Raw genomic sequence first — 13,557 nt, 5'->3', positions numbered from 1 at the left:
ATGGATCAGTTTACCATCAACCTGCTGTTTGTCGGCGCATCCTTCGCGCTGTACATCGGCATCGCGATCTGGGCCCGGGCGGGGTCCACATCTGAATTTTACGCTGCGGGTCGCGGCATCCATCCTGTCACCAACGGTATGGCAACGGCGGCAGACTGGATGTCTGCGGCTTCGTTCATCTCGATGGCGGGTCTGATTGCCTTCACCGGCTACGACAACAGCTCGTTCCTGATGGGCTGGACCGGTGGTTACGTGCTGCTGGCTCTGCTGCTTGCGCCCTATCTGCGCAAATTCGGCAAGTACACCGTGTCCGAGTTTATCGGCGACCGCTTCTACAGCCAGACCGCGCGTATCGTTGCGGTGATCTGTTTGATCGTTGCCTCGGTTACATACGTGATCGGTCAGATGACCGGCGTCGGCGTGGCCTTTGGCCGCTTCCTCGAAGTGTCAAACACCTCGGGCCTGTTGATCGGTGCAGCGGTTGTGTTTGCCTACGCGGTGTTTGGCGGAATGAAAGGCGTGACCTACACCCAGGTTGCTCAGTACTGCGTGCTGATCACCGCCTACACCATTCCGGCGATCTTCATCTCGTTGCAGCTGACCGGCACGCCGGTTCCGGCGCTGGGTCTGTTTGGTGACACCGCCAGCGGTGAACCCCTGCTGACCAAGCTGGACGCCATCGTGACCGAGCTGGGCTTCAATGAATACACGGCCCACCACTCGAACACACTGAACATGGTGCTGTTCACCTTGTCGCTGATGATCGGTACGGCGGGTCTGCCGCACGTCATCATGCGCTTCTTCACCGTTCCCAAAGTGGCTGACGCACGTTGGTCTGCTGGCTGGGCGCTGGTCTTCATCGCTCTGCTGTATCTGACCGCCCCCGCGGTTGGTGCCATGGCGCGTCTGAACATCAGTGACATGATGTGGCCCAATGGCGGCATCGAAGGCGGAGCTGTGTCTGTTGAACAAATCGACAATGACGCCCGCTATGACTGGATGGCCACGTGGCAGAAAACCGGTCTGCTGGATTGGGAAGACAAGAACGGCGACGGCAAGATCCAGTACTACAACGACAAGAATGCCGACATGCAGGCACTTGCCGAAGAAAAAGGCTGGGTCGGTAACGAGCTGACCAAGTTCAACCGCGACATCCTGGTTCTGGCCAACCCCGAGATTGCCAACCTGCCGGGTTGGGTGATCGGTCTGGTCGCGGCTGGTGGTCTTGCGGCTGCCCTGTCCACCGCAGCGGGTCTGCTGCTGGCAATCTCGTCGGCTGTGTCGCATGACCTGATCAAAGGTGCGATCAACCCGCAGATCTCGGAAAAAGGCGAGCTTCTGTCGGCGCGGATCGCAATGGCTGTTGCCATCGTTGTCGCAACCTATCTGGGTCTGAACCCACCGGGCTTTGCGGCGCAGACAGTGGCGCTGGCCTTCGGTCTGGCGGCGGCTTCGATCTTCCCGGCGCTGATGATGGGGATCTTCTCGACCCGCATCAACAACACCGGCGCGGTCGCAGGCATGCTGGCTGGTCTGACCGTCACCCTGGTCTACATCTTCCTGCACAAGGGCTGGCTGTTCATTCCGGGCACCAACTCGTTCACCGATGCAGACCCCCTGCTGGGTCCGATCAAGTCGACCTCGTTCGGCGCGATTGGTGCCATGGTCAACTTTGCGACGGCCTACATCGTTGCAGGCATGACCAAGGAAACTCCGCAGGAGATCAAGGATCTGGTCGAAAGCGTACGCATTCCCCGTGGTGCGGGCGCAGCTCAGGATCACTGAGTATGATGCGGTTGTCGGCACTTGCCTTCGACCGCGTCTTTCGATCCACTGTTCCCGCCCGGCACACCACCGGGCGGGATTTTTTAACCAGAACACCGGAGACATCAGATGCCCCTGTCCCACGATGAAATTGCCCGGTTTCTGAAATCCGTTCATCCCTATGACGCATTGCCCGCTGACGCGCTGGACCAGATCGTCAAGCAGATCGAGGTCTGGGAGGTTGAGGAAAACGCGTCAGTCTATGAACTCGGCCATACCCTGCCCGGTGTGTTCGTGATCTATGAAGGACAGGTTGAGATCACCGACGAGAACGGTGCAGTTGTTTCTCATCTGGGGTTGCGCAATTCCTTTGGTGAGCGCGGCCTGCTGAGAGACGGCAAGGCCGCCACCAAAGCCCGCGCGCATACACCATCGGTCCTGGTGGTGCTGCCACCGGATTTGGTGCGGAGTTTGATCGACAACCACGACGTCGTCGCCAAATTCTTCAACCGAACCCGAGGTGATCGCAGCGGCCCCCAAAGCCTTGCGACCAGTTCGATTGACGTTCTGATGGCACGCAATCCCGCCACCTGCCCTGCGGACACGTCGGTTCAGGAAGCGGCACGGATCATGCGCGACAAACATATCTCGTCGCTTTGCGTGACCGATGGAGAAAAGTTGCAGGGCATCGCCACCCTGCGGGACATTTCGGGCAAATTTGTTGCCGACGGATTGCCCGCAACCACACGGGTTTCCGAAATCATGACCGCAAACCCCGTGACCCTGTCGCCCAGCGATGTCGGTTCGGATGTTCTTCACATCATGATGGAGCGCGGCATTGGCCACATCCCGATTTCCGAAGGCGGTCGTCTGGTCGGGATCGTGACACAGACCGATCTGACCCATTATCAGGCCGTCAACTCGGCCGAGCTGGTTGGTCGGATCGCAAAGGCCGACAGTGCCGAAGAAATGGCGCGGGTGACGGCGGAAATCCCGCAGTTGCTGGTTCAGTTGGTTGCTGGTGGGAACCGGCATGAGATTGTCACGCGGCTGATCACCGATATTGCCGACACCGTTACCCGCCGCCTGCTGAAACTGGCTGAAACCGAACTGGGGCCGCCCCCTGTACCCTATTTGTGGCTTGCCTGCGGCTCACAGGGGCGGCAAGAACAGACCGGCGTATCCGATCAGGACAATTGCCTGATGCTGGATGACAGCGTCACCGACGCCGATATGTCCTATTTCACCAAACTGGCCAAATTCGTCTCTGACGGGCTGGACGTCTGCGGATATTTTTTCTGCCCCGGCGACATGATGGCCACCAATCCGCGCTGGTGTCAGCCGGTTCGTGTCTGGCGCGACTATTTCAAGGGCTGGATTGCCAAGCCAAACCCCGAGGCGCAAATGCTGGCCTCGGTCATGTTCGACCTGCGCCCCATCGGCGGCGCGTTTGAGTTGTTTGCCGATCTGCAAGCGGACACTCTGGCAGCGGCCAGGGCAAACTCGATCTTCGTCGCGCACATGATTTCGAACTCGCTCAAACATACGCCCCCTTTGGGCCTGCTGCGCGGTTTCGCGACGATCCGCTCGGGCGAGCATCGCAACACGCTGGATCTGAAACACAACGGAGTGGTTCCCGTCGTCGATCTGGCGCGCATCTACGCGCTGCAAGGCGAACTGACCGAGGCCAACACCCGCGCCCGCCTGAAAGCAGCCGAGTCCAGCGGTGTGCTCAGCCCCTCTGGTGCGCGTGACCTGCTGGATGCCTATGATCTGATCGCAGAAACCCGGCTGGAACATCAGGTTCGGCTGGTTAAATCCGGAGCGATGCCCGACAACTACCTGCCACCGTCCGAATTGTCGGACTTTGAGCGAAGTCATCTGCGTGATGCTTTCGTGGTGGTAAAAACGATGCAATCGGCAGTTGGCCACGGCAAGGGAATGCTGGGCTGACATGCGTCTGAGGAACGGAGAGACCACATGTTTCTGGAACTGATCGGCACGGTTTTTGCGGGGATCGCATTTGCAGGCATCGTTCTTCTGTTGAACAAGCTGACCGGAGGACGTTTGCCGAAATGGACCACTCCGGTTGCGGCTGGCCTCGGTATGATCGGAATGACCATCACCAGCGAATATTCCTGGTATGACCGCACGCGCGACCAACTGCCCGAAGAGATGACAATCGTGCAAGAAGTCGAAAGCCGCGCATTTTATCGTCCCTGGACCTACGCGGTGCCATTCGTTGATCGCTTTGCGGCAATCGACACCGTATCTGTGCGGACAAATGAAAACGTTCCGGAACAACGGCTTGTCGATCTTTACTTCTTTGGCCGCTGGGCTCCGGTTTCGAAACTGCCGGTGGCCGTGAACTGTGCAGAAAACCGCCGCGCCAACCTGGCGGATGGTGCCGAATTTGCCGAGGACGGGCGTCTGGTGAACGCTGACTGGATTGCAGCCGGAGCCAATGACCCCGTCATCGCAGCCACTTGCGGGGTGTGATCATGCTGACCGGATTGAGTTTGAGGCTCAGAATTTTTCTGTTCTTCTGCCTCCTTGCTTTTGGAGGGGTTGCGATAAGTGCCACCGCTCTCTGGATCACCTATTCCCGCGCGGGAAATCCTGATCTTTTGAATGATTTCGTCTTTGCTGAAATCCTGATCGGATTTGGATTGCTGGCACTGGTTGCAGGTGTTTGGCTGCTGTTTGACGACAACGTCGCCAAACCGATCGAACGGCTTTCCGCCCAGCTGCGTGCCCGTGCACATGCCGGTGTAAGCACCGACCTGGACATGCAAGCCGCGCGTTATCTGGGCGATCTTGCCCCGGCTGCGGCGGGATTGGCGGAACAACTCGCCTCGAACGCCATGCGCACAGCCGAGGCCGTGGCCGCCGAGACCGCGCATCTGGCCGCAGAAAAACAACGCCTGACCGCCCTGTTGACCGAGATCCCCGTGGCCATGCTGCTGGCCAGTCCGAAGCACCAGATCGTTCTGTACGATGGGCAGGCCGCCGAGGTTCTCGCCCAGATCGCGCATCCTCGTCTGAACGCCTCTCTTTTCGAATATCTCGAAGCCACCGGCCTGACAGACGCTTATGCCAAGATGTGCAAAACCGGAAAGGACGTCTATTGCACCCTGTCCAGCGTGGATGGGCGGCAGACATATTCCGCCCGGATGAAACCTTTGGGGGATGCACCCGGGTATATGTTGGTCTTCGAAGACAGCGCAGCGCAAATGTCACCAGATGATGCCCGCCCGCTGGTCTATGATTTCGAACTTCTCAATACGCCGGGGGATGATGCGTTCGAGAACCGCCCCCTGTCGGATCTGTGCTTCGTGGTCTTCGACACGGAAACAACCGGTTTGCTGCCACACAAGGATGAGATCGTGCAGATCGGCGCAGTACGCGTTCTGAACGGCAAAATCGTTCAGGGTGAGCATCTGGACATGCTGGTTGATCCCGGCATTCCCATTCCACCTGCCTCGACCAAGGTACACAAGATCAGCGATCGCATGGTTCAGGGCGCGCCCGATATTGCCGAAGCCGGGCGCGTATTTCATCAGTTTTCGCGTGACGCGGTGATCGTGGCGCATAACGCCCCGTTCGACATGGCGTTCCTGCGCCGCCATGCCGATCGGATGGGTGTTGAATGGGATCATCCGATACTCGACACGGTCTTGCTGTCTGCGGTGCTGTTCGGGGCAAGCGACACGCACACACTGGATGCCTTGTGTGAACGGCTGGAAATCACGATCCCCGAAACGTTGCGCCATACTGCACTTGGCGATGCGGTCGCCACGGCCGAGGCATTGGTCAAGATGCTGCCGATCCTGCAAGCCCGTGGCCTGACGACTTTTGGAGAGGTGATCATGGAAACCCGCAAACATGGTCGTTTGCTGGAAGATCTGAACTGACGGCATAAATTGCACCCGGCAGTCAGCTTTTCATGGACAATCCGGGCGGCGCATGGCACCTGATGCGCGGCCAAGGATTAAGCGCGCAATGACCGAAAAGACCTTTACACCGACCCCGGATCAAAGCCCCGCCTTTCGGGAAGCGCTGGGATGCTTTGGCACCGGCGTCACGGTAATTACCGCGCAATCCGACAACGGTCCGCGTGCCATTACGGTGAATTCATTTGCCTCGGTCTCATTGGAGCCGCCACTGGTCCTGTGGTGTCTGGCCAAGGAATCATTCCGATTCGATACGTTCAGTACCTGTGATCTCTATTCGATCCACGTCATGGCGCAAGATCAGCAGGAACAGGCGTTGCGGTTTGCACGCGATGGGGCGGATTTCTCACATGCGGACTGGACCGAGGATGAGGCCGGGCGTCCGCATCTGGCCCAGTGTCTGGCCCGGTTCGATTGCCGCCTTCATGCCCGTCATGACGCCGGGGATCATCTGATCATCGTGGGTCAGGTGGAACAGGTCATGTATCGCACCGGCAAAGGGCTGATCTTCAAACGCGGGCAGTTCGGCGGGTTTGTCGACCTGATCTAATCGTCCAGCGAACCGTGAACCGCCAACGCCTCCAGCTCCGCGTCCTGTGGAGTGATGACCCGAAAAGCTTCGTGCACGCCTGTGTCGGTCAATTCCCTTGCGACGGTCAACAGCGTGTTGGCCGTATGGTCTTCGCACAACTCTGACATGTGGTCGATTTCAGCTTGCGCAACGCCCATTGCGGCCTCGACCGAAGGTGCGCCATAGAACTGCACAAAATGTTCGGCCAGATCACGCGTGATCTGGTTTTTCTCTGCGGCTTCGATCTGCGTCACGGCCACAAAAGTTACCCGGCCAAAGGTTTCCAATCCCAGCCAACCGTTCGCAAAGGCCTGTCGCGCCTTGCCTTCAAGATCACCCTGACCCCAGTTCGAAAACTCGAACCCGCCCGAAACGCACCACTCACCGGTGCGCGCCGGGGAATGAAACACGTTCATGTCGCTTTCGTCGAAATGGATCGCTCGGGCCAGTTTCATTCTCGGTTCTCCAACAAGTCGGTCAGGGGGCGCAGATGCGTATCGACCCCGTCGCGGATCAGCATCCCGAAACGTTCATCCGTTCCAAGGAATACGCCACCATCGATCAGCGGTTCGCCCACGCCGCGCAGCAGGCCCATCCATTCGGCGTGCAAGGACGCGTTGCCATCCTCCTGCCAACGGTTGAGCCAGGTCAACATGTGCCGTGACCAACTTTCCACCAGCTGCGTTGCAGAAACCTCGGCACAGCCTTCATCGTACAGCGCGGTGATGTCTGGGGTTTCACCCGGCGCATCACTGGTTTGCAACAGCGTCAGCTCCCAACCGACGACCAGCCAGTCCGGCTCTTCCTCGGGCATTGATGTCGACGCTGCCGCGCGGAGCCGGCCGCACCGCGCCCCGTTCACGCAAATCAGGCCATCCCAACCCAGATGCACCGCAACCTCTGGTGGGGCCAAAGCGCCCAGCGCGTTCTGGAATCCCACAGCGCAGAGTGGCAACATCACCACCGCATCCTGCAACGGCACCTCGGGGGCGAAAACAATTGCCACCCGCAGGAAATCCGCCTGAATATTGTAGACAACCGTCCCCGCATCACAGCCCAGCGCAGCCATGGCTTGCGCGCGCTCGAACGGGTCTTCCCCACCCTGAACCGGGTGGCCCGTCAGCAAGGGTGGGAAAACCGGCTGGCTCATGCGTTGCCTTTGGCAATCATGTCGCGGGCGATCTTGCGGAACGCCTCGGCCTGCGGGCTGTCAGGTTTGCTGACCACGATGGGCGCGCCTCCGTCAGCGGCGACCCGGATGTCCAGATGCAAGGGGATTTCGCCCAGCAGCGGCACGCCCAGCGCCTCTGCCTCGGACTTGACACCTCCATGACCAAAAACGTGTTCTTCATGCCCGCAGTTCGAACAGATATGCGTGGACATGTTTTCGATCATCCCGATGATGGGTGTCTTGAGCTGATTGAACATGTCGATCCCCTTGCGGGCATCGATCAGGGCCACGTCTTGCGGCGTCGAGACGACAATGGCTCCGTCCACCTGGAACTTCTGGCTCAGCGTCAGTTGCACGTCGCCTGTACCGGGTGGCAGATCGACGATCAGAACATCCAACGCGCCCCATTGCACCTGGCTCATCATTTGTTGCAGCGCACCCATCAGCATCGGCCCGCGCCAGACAACCGCCTGACCTTCATTGGTCATCAAACCCATCGACATCATGGTGACGCCGTGGTTGCGCAGCGGCAGGATCGTCTTGCCGTCAGGGCTGGCCGGACGGCCCGAGACACCCAGCATCCGGGGCTGCGACGGCCCGTAGACATCGGCGTCCAGCAGACCCACACGCCGACCTTCTGCGGCCAATGCGCAGGCAAGGTTGGCCGAAACGGTTGATTTGCCTACCCCACCCTTGCCGGACGCAACGGCAATGATCCGATCCACACCCGGCACCGCCTGCGGCCCGGTTTGCGATGGCTTGGGTTTCGGTTTCAGTTCCGGCGGGGCCTTATCGGAATGCGCGGTCATCAAGGCCGAAACATTTGCAACGCCCTCCACCATCTGAGCGGCCTTTTCAGCCGTGGCGCGGACGGGTTCCATCTTTTCCGCGTGCTTCGGGTCGATCTCAAGCACGAAGCGTACCGTGTCGCCATCTACATTCAGGGCGCGCACGATGCCCGCGCTTACGATGTCCTGCCCGGATACCGGGTCGGTGATCTTTTTCAGGTTCGCCAGAACCGCGTCACGAACACTCATGCTTGTTCCCCTTGATGTGCCCTGCTGACAGGGGCGCGCATATCGACTCGCCGCTCATTGCACGTGTCTCCGTCTTTGTCTGTTCATTTGACGCATCCCGCCCCGCGAAGTTACGTTGAGCCATGCGCTTTGTCCTCTTGTGCCTGAGCCTGACGCTCTCTGCCACCCCCTCTTGGTCACAAGAGGCGATTGGCCTTGCGGCCCCGGCCGAGGTTAAAGACTCTGGCCTGTTGCAACATATCCTTCCTCGCTTCTCTCTCAAGACCGGGATCCGTGTTATTGCAGACGACGCCGGGGTTATGGTGCTGGAAACCGCGCCGCCCGGTGATCCGGTCTTTGCCCGCGGCGAGGTGATCTATCACCTGCGTATCGAAGACAGTGACCGCCAGGCCCGTTTTCTGGAATGGCTGAAGTCGGACATCGGCAAGCGCACGGTGGAAAGCTTTGCTCCGGCAGACGGAGAACCCTACTCTGCCAATTTTGATATTGCCGTGGTTGAATCCGGTGACATCGTCGAAGGCGACACCCAACTCGGCGAAGAATTGTCGATGACCCATTGCGGGCGCTGTCATGTCATCGGGCCAAGGAACCGTATGAATGGCCTGGGGTCGACGCCCTCTTTCGCCGTTCTGCGCGCAATGCCTGACTGGTCGCGGCGGTTCGAGGCGTTTTTCGCCCTGAACCCCCACCCTGCATTCACGCAGATCGACGGGCTGACGCCCCCTTTTGATCCCGAACGCCCTTCCCCAATTCACCCGGTTGAGATGACATTGGATGATCTTGACGCGATCCTGGCGTTCGTATCGCGCATCGACGCCGCAGATCTGGGTGCCCCCCTTAAGCTTCAGTGATCCTTTCTGTCCGAATAGTAATCCTCGGTCGTGACGACCCGAGGCCTGGGTTTTGACTGGAACGGATTGTCTTGCTGTTGGAACTGCACGTTCACCCGGCAATCGTCACACATCTGGATCATCCGCGCCTGATCCGAAGTCGCGAACATCGGGTGCGTGCCCGACAGCTTCTCCATGATCCGCTCGACCGTGGATTTCACGCCGAACAGCGCCCCGCATTCCACACAGGCAAAAGGTTCTTCTTCGTTCAGAACCTGCTGTGACAGGGCCGCGTCGCTGAGATCAAGTTGTGGAACAAGCGTGATCGCATCCTCGGGGCAAATGGTCTTGCACATCCCGCATTGCAGACAGGCATCTTGCTGGAAGTTCAGTTGCGGCTTGTCCGGGTTGTCGATCAAGGCACCGGATGGGCATAGCGACACGCAGCTGAGGCACAGGGTGCAGCTGTCGGTATTCACTGCAACCGCCCCGTAAGGCGCATTCTCGGGCAATGGCAAAGGCGCGTCGGCCTGCGGGTTCAGCGCCTGCGCTGCCAGCCGTGCAATTTGCCGGCGATTGCCCATAGGCAGAACCGGATCGGACAAAGGCCGGGGCACCGCTTGCCCGTACAGCAGATCGGACATCGCATCGGGGTCAGCCTCATCAATCAGGCCGGTGCCCTCTGGGCCTGCAATGGCATGTGCCAATTCAAGTTCCCGGTTCAGCGCTTCGCGTTCGGTCGACGGTGCCAAAAGAACATCCACCCGTGCAAACCCATGCGCCAGAGCCGCCAGCATCTCGGCATGGCCAAAGCCGGATATCACGTTCAGTTCCAAAGGGATGACGTCCGAAGGCAATCCACGCCCGAAACGCGCGGCCAACCTAATCATCTCGGCCCCGTGGGCGTCATGGACAAGCAGCCGAGGCGCGGTGCCGCCGGCCCGTCGATAGGTGCGAACCAGAATATGCATCCGCGACAACAGCGCCGAAACAGGTGGGTCTTCATAGGTTATGGCCGTCGAAGGGCACAGCGCGGCGCATGCACCACAGCCTGCACATACCATCGGATCGACGGCAACATACTCGCCCGCCGGGGAAATCGCTCCGGTTGGGCAGATATCCAGACAGTTGGAACAGCCCACCTGCCCGGCCCGGGAATGGGCACACAGGGTTTCTTCCACCCGCACATAAAGTGGCTTTTCGAATGTTCCCACCAATTGCGCGGCTTCAAAAGCCAGCCTTTCCACCGCAACCGCATCCCTGGGATCAGCCCGCAGATAGCCTTCGCGCTTGGCCGGGGCCTGTACGAAAGGCGTTTCTCCTGCCAGGTCAATGACAATGTCGCACGCGGAATGCGCGCCGTCCTTTGGATCGGTCCATGCAAACGCGCCGCGCCCACCGGGCACGACCTGCTGAAGCGCGTCCAGACGCAGCGAAAACCCACCGAGCGCACCGGAAACCGAACGCAACCGCCCCCGCACCACGTCATAGTCCCGCGACAGAGGTTCCGACAGATCAGTCGTCATAACGGTCACTGCCAACGAATCCGCCAGACGCTCAGCCAGATCAAAGGCCACCGCACCGGGCCCGATGATGAAACAAGTGCCTTCACTGAAGACATCCACACTGGGTGTTACCGGTTGCGCCAGAACGGCCTCGGCCGCCAATGCGGCCATCTTGGGGGTCGCATCCGCACCTTGGTCGGACCACCCGGCCCGATCGCGCAGATCGACAAACCCGGGCGCGTCGATATTCAGATCTTCGGCCAGTGACCGAAAAACTTCCTGCTCTTGCAGGCAGGCAATGACTGTTTCGCCTTCCTGCATCAGCTTGGCGGCTGTTTCCAGTTCGGATGTACAAAGCGCGGTATGCACTCTGGAACACCTGATACTGCAAGCGCTCTCAATCACGTCCGGGTCCAGCACCTGAGTACCGGCGCAATCACATAGCAGAAGTTTCGTGGCCATATCCGCTCCTCGGGAAACCGTCCCGGTTCCATGCACACTAGGCTGTACCCCCGGGAAAGCAACTTCAACCCCTTGCCGCATTTCCTGCACAGGGTTGAATTTCGGCAATAAATGCCAGGAAACACAAGCATTCACGGGGCCTGCTCACGCAGTTGCTGCCTTGGACTACGACCAAAGTCGTAGAGCATAGGCTTGGCACAAAGCCAGTTTGTGTACCATAGTGGACGTGGAAAGGCACGTGAGAGCCTTTCGGGGAGGAGCCAGTGGCCAAGGCCGCAAGCCAAAGTGAAATGCCGGTTGGCGTCATCGTGCGCAAGACACCCGGGGTCACACGTTGGGCCCGGTGGAACTGGCGTGCCGTGGCCCTTTTACCCGGCGCGGGGCCGGCCGACTGGCAGGAGTTGCGCCGCGAAGGCGATGCGGTCGAGTATCACGCGGCCACCCTGCCCCTGACGCTCTGGGCGGATGAAACCGAAGCCTACATGGTCAACCTGTCGGATGGGCAGCCTTCGCTGTACCTTGTGCTGCGGGACGAACTGAAGGGCGAAACACCCCTGAACGCAGTGCTGATCACCGCCTCTCCGTTCGAGGGGCAGGACTATGCGGATACCGGCGAAGAAATTGTCGAGAAGATCCCGATGACCGAAGGGTTGATTGCCTGGGTTCGCGATTTCGCTCTGAAACATCATCAGCACGAAGTGTTCGTCAAGCGCCGCCGCGACAAGAAGCGGACAGATCTGGTTGAAGACGGCAAGGGTGACGCGCGCATCCGGCAGACGTCGGACGTGTACCGCGCCCCGAGAAAGGCGCTGCAATGACCCGGCCCGATGATTTCTGGTCTCGCCGAAAGGCCGCCGTTCAGGCCGAAGCCAAAGCCGAAGCGCTGGCCCTTGAAGAACAGGTAATCGCAGAACGGCAAGCGGAGCTGGAAGAAAAGACAGACGCGGACATTCTGGCTGAGTTCGACCTGCCCGATCCGGACATGTTGCAACCCGGTGACGATTTTTCGGGCTTCATGGCCAAGGCCGTGCCCGATCGCCTGCGTCGCCGCGCCCTGCGTCGGCTGTGGCGGCTGAACCCGGTTCTGGCCAATGTCGACGGGCTGGTTGATTACGGCGAGGACTATACCGATGCGGCCTGCGTGATCGAAAACATGCAGACCGCCTATCAGGTTGGCAAAGGTATGTTGGCACATATCGAAGCACTGGCGGCCGACGCGGAAGAGGCCAAAGATGATGCACCCGAAGACGAAGCCGGTACGCGCGCTGAACCCGAGGCCGCGCCGGTCGAACCCGATCCCGTTCCCGAGCCGGTTTCAGTCGCTCGGGTGGAAGAGCCGGAAGAAGTCGACCTTCCCCCGGTGCCACGTCGAATGACATTTGAATTTGAAGGATGACCGAATGACCGCAAGTGACGCGCACGCTCTGGACGTTTCAGCCGAGGATCGCCTGCGCGCGGATTTCTACAACTTTCTGGGCTTGCTGCTCGCCGGCCCGCCCGACCAGATGCTGCTGGATCAAATGGCGGGCCTCAGCGGTGATGACACTGATCTTGGTCAGGCCATCCAAGCCATGGCGCGGGTTGCAAAGGTCACCAAGCCCGCCGCCGCGGAACGGGAATTCAATGCATTGTTCATCGGTTTGGGTCGGGGCGAATTGCTGCCCTATGCCAGCTTCTACCTCACGGGTTTTCTGAACGAGAAACCACTGGCGCAGCTGCGCAATGACATGGCGGTGCGTGGGATCACACGCGCCCAGAACGTGTTTGAGCCCGAGGACAACATCGCCTCATTGATGGAGATGATGGCAGGCATGATCGTTGGGCGTTTTGGCAGCCCGGCATCCCTTGGTGACCAGAAAGCGTTCTGGAACAAGCATATCGGCCCCTGGGCCGCACATTTCTATTCGGATTTGGAAGCTGCCGAGAACTCGGTTCTCTATGCATCCGTCGGCACCGCCGGTCGGGTGTTCATGGAGATCGAGCGCGAAGCGTTCCGGATGACGGCGGGGTAGCCCGCACATCGCCGGTGCCCTGTGGGCACCAAACCGCAATTGGGACAGGAGGAGCCCATGAGCAAGACCAAGGAAGAAGGCGCCACACGCCGCGACTTCCTCAAACTGGCCGGAACCGCAGCACCAGCTGCCGTTGCCGCCGCCAGCCTGACCGGGAAAGCCGAAGCGGCCGAACTGCCGACAGACGATACCCGCATTCAGGATACCGCGCATACGCGCGCCTACATCGAGAGCACCCGGTTTTAGGATCGG

14 protein-coding genes are annotated in these 13,557 nt (G+C 59.8%); 10 read left to right on the top strand and 4 right to left on the bottom strand.

Going from position 1 to position 13,557, the window contains the following annotated elements; all coding sequences use genetic code 11:
• The 5 genes from AC2FF8_RS09785 to AC2FF8_RS09765 all read left to right on the top strand — a co-directional run bounded on the left by AC2FF8_RS09785 (position 1) and on the right by AC2FF8_RS09765 (position 6,267).
• The gene (locus AC2FF8_RS09785; protein WP_170344648.1) at positions 1-1,785 is read left to right on the top strand and encodes a sodium:solute symporter family protein; all 1,785 of its coding nucleotides are present in this window, start codon (positions 1-3) and stop codon (positions 1,783-1,785) included.
• 108 nt (positions 1,786-1,893) lie between these two features.
• A complete protein-coding gene (locus AC2FF8_RS09780; RefSeq protein WP_496879572.1) occupies positions 1,894-3,717 on the top strand; it encodes a DUF294 nucleotidyltransferase-like domain-containing protein in 1,824 nt (607 codons plus the stop codon).
• Positions 3,718-3,744: 27 nt separating this feature from the next.
• Positions 3,745-4,263 (top strand): hypothetical protein, encoded by a 519-nt coding sequence (locus AC2FF8_RS09775; RefSeq protein ID WP_170344650.1) that lies wholly within the window; start codon positions 3,745-3,747, stop codon positions 4,261-4,263.
• A gap of 2 nt (positions 4,264-4,265) precedes the next feature.
• Positions 4,266-5,678, top strand: coding sequence for a 3'-5' exonuclease (locus AC2FF8_RS09770; RefSeq protein WP_170344651.1), 1,413 nt, complete (start codon positions 4,266-4,268; stop codon positions 5,676-5,678).
• Between the two features lie 88 nt (positions 5,679-5,766).
• A complete protein-coding gene (locus AC2FF8_RS09765; protein WP_170344652.1) occupies positions 5,767-6,267 on the top strand; it encodes a flavin reductase family protein in 501 nt (166 codons plus the stop codon).
• Here AC2FF8_RS09765 and AC2FF8_RS09760 read toward each other — a convergent pair.
• Genes AC2FF8_RS09760 through AC2FF8_RS09750 form a run of 3 tightly spaced genes read right to left on the bottom strand, consistent with a single transcriptional unit; the run spans position 6,264 to position 8,496 of the window.
• Positions 6,264-6,743 (bottom strand): DUF6505 family protein, encoded by a 480-nt coding sequence (locus AC2FF8_RS09760; protein WP_496879571.1) that lies wholly within the window; start codon positions 6,741-6,743, stop codon positions 6,264-6,266. The genes AC2FF8_RS09765 and AC2FF8_RS09760 overlap by 4 nt on opposite strands.
• Positions 6,740-7,438 (bottom strand): biotin/lipoate--protein ligase family protein, encoded by a 699-nt coding sequence (locus AC2FF8_RS09755; protein WP_496879570.1) that lies wholly within the window; start codon positions 7,436-7,438, stop codon positions 6,740-6,742. Before AC2FF8_RS09755 ends, AC2FF8_RS09760 begins: the two co-directional genes overlap by 4 nt.
• Positions 7,435-8,496, bottom strand: a complete 1,062-nt coding sequence (locus AC2FF8_RS09750) for an Mrp/NBP35 family ATP-binding protein (RefSeq protein ID WP_170344655.1) — start codon at positions 8,494-8,496, stop codon at positions 7,435-7,437. Before AC2FF8_RS09750 ends, AC2FF8_RS09755 begins: the two co-directional genes overlap by 4 nt.
• Positions 8,497-8,618: 122 nt before the next feature.
• On the opposite strand from AC2FF8_RS09750, the gene AC2FF8_RS09745 reads away from it, so the two are divergent.
• Entirely contained in the window at positions 8,619-9,347 is a 729-nt protein-coding gene (locus AC2FF8_RS09745; RefSeq protein WP_496879569.1) for a c-type cytochrome, read from the top strand.
• Here AC2FF8_RS09745 and AC2FF8_RS09740 read toward each other — a convergent pair.
• Complete coding sequence (locus AC2FF8_RS09740) at positions 9,341-11,293, bottom strand: 4Fe-4S binding protein (protein ID WP_496879568.1); 1,953 nt, start codon at positions 11,291-11,293, stop codon at positions 9,341-9,343. The two genes, AC2FF8_RS09745 and AC2FF8_RS09740, sit on opposite strands and share 7 nt — an antisense overlap.
• A gap of 263 nt (positions 11,294-11,556) precedes the next feature.
• Here AC2FF8_RS09740 and AC2FF8_RS09735 point away from each other — a divergent pair, with 263 nt between their 5' ends.
• Genes AC2FF8_RS09735 through AC2FF8_RS09720 form a run of 4 tightly spaced genes read left to right on the top strand, consistent with a single transcriptional unit; the run spans position 11,557 to position 13,551 of the window.
• Entirely contained in the window at positions 11,557-12,111 is a 555-nt protein-coding gene (locus tag AC2FF8_RS09735; RefSeq protein WP_257600552.1) for a DUF3305 domain-containing protein, read from the top strand.
• Positions 12,108-12,689: a DUF3306 domain-containing protein gene (locus AC2FF8_RS09730; protein ID WP_496879567.1), complete on the top strand. Its 582-nt coding sequence runs from the start codon at positions 12,108-12,110 to the stop codon at positions 12,687-12,689. The genes AC2FF8_RS09735 and AC2FF8_RS09730 overlap by 4 nt, the downstream gene beginning before the upstream one ends.
• Positions 12,690-12,693: 4 nt before the next feature.
• The gene (locus AC2FF8_RS09725; RefSeq protein WP_170344660.1) at positions 12,694-13,305 is read left to right on the top strand and encodes a TorD/DmsD family molecular chaperone; all 612 of its coding nucleotides are present in this window, start codon (positions 12,694-12,696) and stop codon (positions 13,303-13,305) included.
• A 57-nt stretch (positions 13,306-13,362) separates the two neighbouring features.
• The gene (locus AC2FF8_RS09720) at positions 13,363-13,551 is read left to right on the top strand and encodes a ubiquinol-cytochrome c reductase iron-sulfur subunit N-terminal domain-containing protein (RefSeq protein ID WP_117869254.1); all 189 of its coding nucleotides are present in this window, start codon (positions 13,363-13,365) and stop codon (positions 13,549-13,551) included.
• Positions 13,552-13,557: the final 6 nt, after the last annotated feature.

It is taken from the genome of Ruegeria sp. YTSA144 (assembly GCF_059610125.1).
This window is presented reverse-complemented; position numbering and strand designations above follow the sequence as displayed.

Bases quoted from the DNA above. Each gene is read 5' to 3' on its own strand.
- AC2FF8_RS09785 (WP_170344648.1), top strand. From the start codon at position 1: ATGGATCAGTTTACCATCAACCTGCTGTTTGTCGGCGCATCCTTCGCG.
- AC2FF8_RS09765 (WP_170344652.1), top strand. From the start codon at position 5,767: ATGACCGAAAAGACCTTTACACCGACCCCGGATCAAAGCCCCGCCTTT.
- AC2FF8_RS09770 (WP_170344651.1), top strand. From the start codon at position 4,266: ATGCTGACCGGATTGAGTTTGAGGCTCAGAATTTTTCTGTTCTTCTGC.
- AC2FF8_RS09720 (WP_117869254.1), top strand. From the start codon at position 13,363: ATGAGCAAGACCAAGGAAGAAGGCGCCACACGCCGCGACTTCCTCAAA.
- AC2FF8_RS09755 (WP_496879570.1), bottom strand. From the start codon at position 7,438: ATGAGCCAGCCGGTTTTCCCACCCTTGCTGACGGGCCACCCGGTTCAG.
- AC2FF8_RS09740 (WP_496879568.1), bottom strand. From the start codon at position 11,293: ATGGCCACGAAACTTCTGCTATGTGATTGCGCCGGTACTCAGGTGCTG.
- AC2FF8_RS09725 (WP_170344660.1), top strand. From the start codon at position 12,694: ATGACCGCAAGTGACGCGCACGCTCTGGACGTTTCAGCCGAGGATCGC.
- AC2FF8_RS09780 (WP_496879572.1), top strand. From the start codon at position 1,894: ATGCCCCTGTCCCACGATGAAATTGCCCGGTTTCTGAAATCCGTTCAT.
- AC2FF8_RS09775 (WP_170344650.1), top strand. From the start codon at position 3,745: ATGTTTCTGGAACTGATCGGCACGGTTTTTGCGGGGATCGCATTTGCA.
- AC2FF8_RS09760 (WP_496879571.1), bottom strand. From the start codon at position 6,743: ATGAAACTGGCCCGAGCGATCCATTTCGACGAAAGCGACATGAACGTG.
- AC2FF8_RS09730 (WP_496879567.1), top strand. From the start codon at position 12,108: ATGACCCGGCCCGATGATTTCTGGTCTCGCCGAAAGGCCGCCGTTCAG.
- AC2FF8_RS09745 (WP_496879569.1), top strand. From the start codon at position 8,619: ATGCGCTTTGTCCTCTTGTGCCTGAGCCTGACGCTCTCTGCCACCCCC.
- AC2FF8_RS09750 (WP_170344655.1), bottom strand. From the start codon at position 8,496: ATGAGTGTTCGTGACGCGGTTCTGGCGAACCTGAAAAAGATCACCGAC.